We start from the raw sequence: 3,203 nt of genomic DNA on the forward strand, positions 1-3,203 counted from the left end.
TCCTTTGTACTCACCCTCTCGGGCTTTCCTCCGGGCTTTCGTTCTGTTCTTGCGTTTCCGACTCTATCAGACTCTTTCGTGTCCGACTTCCTCGGCGCTTTCCAGGTTCTGCGCTTTCACACTTTCCCTTTCCAGCGGTTCCGACTCTATCAGAAGTTCTCCACCGGATTTACCGGCTTCGGATTCCTGAATGAGGAGTCGACTGCACCCCACTGGAATTCAATTCCTTGATTCCTCAGTGGGGGCGAGAGAGATTATGAACCGTCGCTGCCGAACTTGTCCAGCTCAGGCAACCGTTCAAATCTACCTCCCCGTCGCGGATGTGTCAACACCCGTTCCGGGACCTGTGGAGACTAGCAGCTCCGAGGGGTCCTGCGCACATCAGGCCGCCGTCGGGAGCGTCGCCGTGCGGTCGGCGGCCTCCACGTCTCCCGACTCGCCGGCGCGGGAGGCCCTGCCGCCGAGGATGTAGACGTAGAGCAGGAAGGCGGCCTCGGCCACGACGCCGATGGTGACGCGGGCCCAGGTGGGAAGGCCCGACGGGGTCACGAAGCCTTCGATCAGGCCCGAGACGAAGAGGACCACGGCGAGGCCGATGGCCATGCCTAGGGCGGCGCGGCCCTGTTCGGCGAGGGCCGTGCGGCGGGTGCGGGGGCCCGGGTCGACGACCGTCCAGCCCAGGCGCAGGCCCGTTCCCGCGGCGACGAAGACCGCCGTCAGTTCGAGCAGGCCGTGCGGGAGGATCAGGCCGAGGAAGACGTCGAGCCGACCGGCGGAGGCCATGAGGCCGAGCCCGACCCCGAGGTTGGCCATGTTCAGGAAGAGGATCCAGAGCACCGGGATCCCCAGGAAGGCGCCCAGCACCAGGCAGATCGCGGCCGCCTGGGCGTTGTTCGTCCACACCTTGGCGGCGAAGGAGCTCGCCGGGTGGCTGGAGTAGTACGTCTCGTACTCGCCGCCCGGCTTCGTGAGGGCCTTGAGGTCCTCCGGTGCCGCGATGGCGCCCTGGACCTCGGGATGCGTGGCGATCCACCAGCCGATGAGCACGCCGAGCGCCGTGGAGATCAGCGCGGTCGGTATCCACCAGCGGCGGCTGCGGTAGACCGCGGCCGGGAAGCCCACCGTGAAAAAAAGGACCGCGTCGCGCCAGCCGGCGCGACGGGTGCCCGTCACCGTGGCACGGGCCCGCGCGACCAGCTGGGTCAGCCGGCCGGTGAGCATGGGGTCCGGGGCGCTGGACTGGACGAGGGATAGGTGGGTGGAGGTGCGCTGGTAGAGGGCGACGAGTTCGTCGGCCTCGGCGCCGGTGAGCTTGCGGCCGCGGCCCAGGAGCTGCTCCAGGCGGTCCCATTCCGCGCGGTGTGCCGTCACGAAGACGTCGAGATCCATCCGGTTGCCGCTCCCCTGCCCCAGTGCCCCTGCTTCTGCCTGTTCCTCGTGTGGTCAGCTTGGCAGACTGAATGACGATGGGGCGGGGCAGGTCACGTGAAAGGTGATGTGGTGAGCGATCTGGTGACGGGGGACGCGGTCGTCCTGGGGTTGAGGCCGGCGCGGGTGCCGAGTCGGGCGCTGGCGATCGTCCTCGATCTGGTCGTGTACATCGCCGGTTACCTCATCCTCTCGGTCGGGCTGACCGTCGCGACCGCCTCGCTGGACGACGCCGCGCAGGCGGCCGTGGGCGTGGCCGGCTTCGTGCTGCTGCTGGTCGGCGTACCGATCGCGGTGGAGACGCTCAGCCACGGACGGTCGCTGGGCAAGCTCGCGTGCGGGCTGCGGGTGGTGCGGGACGACGGCGGGCCGATCCGGTTCCGTCACGCGCTGGTGCGCGGGGCCATGGGGGTCGTGGAGCTGATCATGACCTTCGGTGCGGTGGCGTGCATCGCCTCACTGGTGTCGGCGCGCGGCCGACGGCTCGGGGACGTCTTCGCGGGGACCCTGGTGATCCGGGAGCGGGTGCCGGGGACGCGGGTGATGCCGGTGCCCCCGCCGCCGCCCTGGCTGGCCGGGCGGTTCGCCGGACTGGACCTGTCGGCGGTGCCGGACGGGCTGTGGCTGGCGATCCGCCAGTACCTGACGCGCATGAACCAGCTGGATCCGCAGGTGGGTGCCGCGATGGCGGCGCAGCTCGCGGACGATCTGGTGTCCCGTACGGGGGCGCCGCCGCCGGCCGGGGTGCCGGCCGCCGCGTTCCTGATGGCCGTGGTGCACGAACGGCAGTCGCGGGACGCGGCGCGGGCCTTCGCCCCGGTTCCCCCGCATGTTTCCGGGCCGGTGCCCGCCACAATGCCCGTCCCCGTGGCGGCCCACCCACCGGTTTCGGCTCCGCCCGTCGCTCCGGCGCCCGCCATGCCGGCGGCACCTGCGGCGGCGCCGCGCGCCGGCGGGTTCGCGCCGCCTGCCTGAGGGGCGGGGGTCAGCCCTCGAAGGTCGAGGGCGGGGTCTCCAGGTGCTCCAGTTCGATGCCCGGGGCGGACAGGACCACGTCCCCGGCGATGTGGACCGTGTGGACCTCGCCGGTGTCCAGGGCGCTGACCTGGTACTCGTCCACCAGGAGCGGGCCGCTGTCGGTGGGGTGTTCCTCGCGGCGGAGCAGGGCCCACGCCTGGTCGACCGTACGGGGAGCCAGGACCGGGTCGGTGAGGGCGAGGAGCCGGACGCGGGTGGCGGGGGCGCCCGGGGTCAGGCGCAGCAGGCGGGACGTCGCGATCAGGAAGGCCGGTGAGGTGCCGGTGAAGCCGGGGGCGTGGACGTTGCCCTCGGTGGCTTCGGCTCCGGTGGGGTCGGTACGCACCCAGGTGACCCCGTCGATGGCGGCTCCGCGGACCTGCCAGCTGGAGGCGTTCACTTCGAGGCGGATGGGGCGGCCCAGTTCGTCGACGGCCAGGTCGACCGACCCCCGGTGGTCGCCGTTCGGGGCGGTCAGCTGGGACACGTAGCGCCAGCCGGACGGGCCGGGGGCGCAGTGGAAGTGCTCCTCGCCGAGGGGGGTGTGGTCGTGCGGGTCGTGGAGGGAGTAGCGGCCGCGTGGCATGACGATCCTTGGGTACGGGGCAGGCCCCCGGCGGAGGTGCCGGGGGCCTGCCTGAGGTGCTGCGGATCCGCGGGAGATCAGTAGCGGTAGTGGTCCGGCTTGTACGGGCCCTCGACCGGGACGCCGATGTAGTCGGCCTGCTCCGGGCGCAGGGTCGTCAGCCTGACGCCGA

5 protein-coding genes are annotated in these 3,203 nt (G+C 71.3%); 2 read left to right on the plus strand and 3 right to left on the minus strand.

Features of this window, described 5'->3' with window-relative positions; genetic code table 11:
- Positions 1-231, plus strand: a 231-nt coding sequence (locus tag ACFCZ1_RS38380) for a hypothetical protein (RefSeq protein ID WP_376682896.1), incomplete at its 5' end; no start/stop codon positions are given.
- Positions 232-381: 150 nt separating this feature from the next.
- Here ACFCZ1_RS38380 and ACFCZ1_RS38385 read toward each other — a convergent pair.
- Positions 382-1,389: a stage II sporulation protein M gene (locus tag ACFCZ1_RS38385; RefSeq protein WP_376682897.1), complete on the minus strand. Its 1,008-nt coding sequence runs from the start codon at positions 1,387-1,389 to the stop codon at positions 382-384.
- A gap of 111 nt (positions 1,390-1,500) precedes the next feature.
- Between ACFCZ1_RS38385 and ACFCZ1_RS38390 the strand changes: the two genes are divergently transcribed.
- Positions 1,501-2,403 (plus strand): RDD family protein, encoded by a 903-nt coding sequence (locus ACFCZ1_RS38390; RefSeq protein WP_376682898.1) that lies wholly within the window; start codon positions 1,501-1,503, stop codon positions 2,401-2,403.
- A 10-nt stretch (positions 2,404-2,413) separates the two neighbouring features.
- Here the strand turns inward: ACFCZ1_RS38390 and ACFCZ1_RS38395 are convergent, their stop codons facing one another.
- Both ACFCZ1_RS38395 and ACFCZ1_RS38400 read right to left on the minus strand, forming a co-directional pair.
- Entirely contained in the window at positions 2,414-3,031 is a 618-nt protein-coding gene (locus ACFCZ1_RS38395) for a hypothetical protein (RefSeq protein WP_376682899.1), read from the minus strand.
- Between the two features lie 77 nt (positions 3,032-3,108).
- Positions 3,109-3,203 (minus strand): adenosylhomocysteinase (locus ACFCZ1_RS38400; protein ID WP_362402195.1); only part of this gene is annotated, 95 nt, incomplete at its 5' end.

This window comes from Streptomyces sp. NPDC056224 (assembly GCF_042267665.1).
GTDB lineage: Bacteria > Actinomycetota > Actinomycetes > Streptomycetales > Streptomycetaceae > Streptomyces.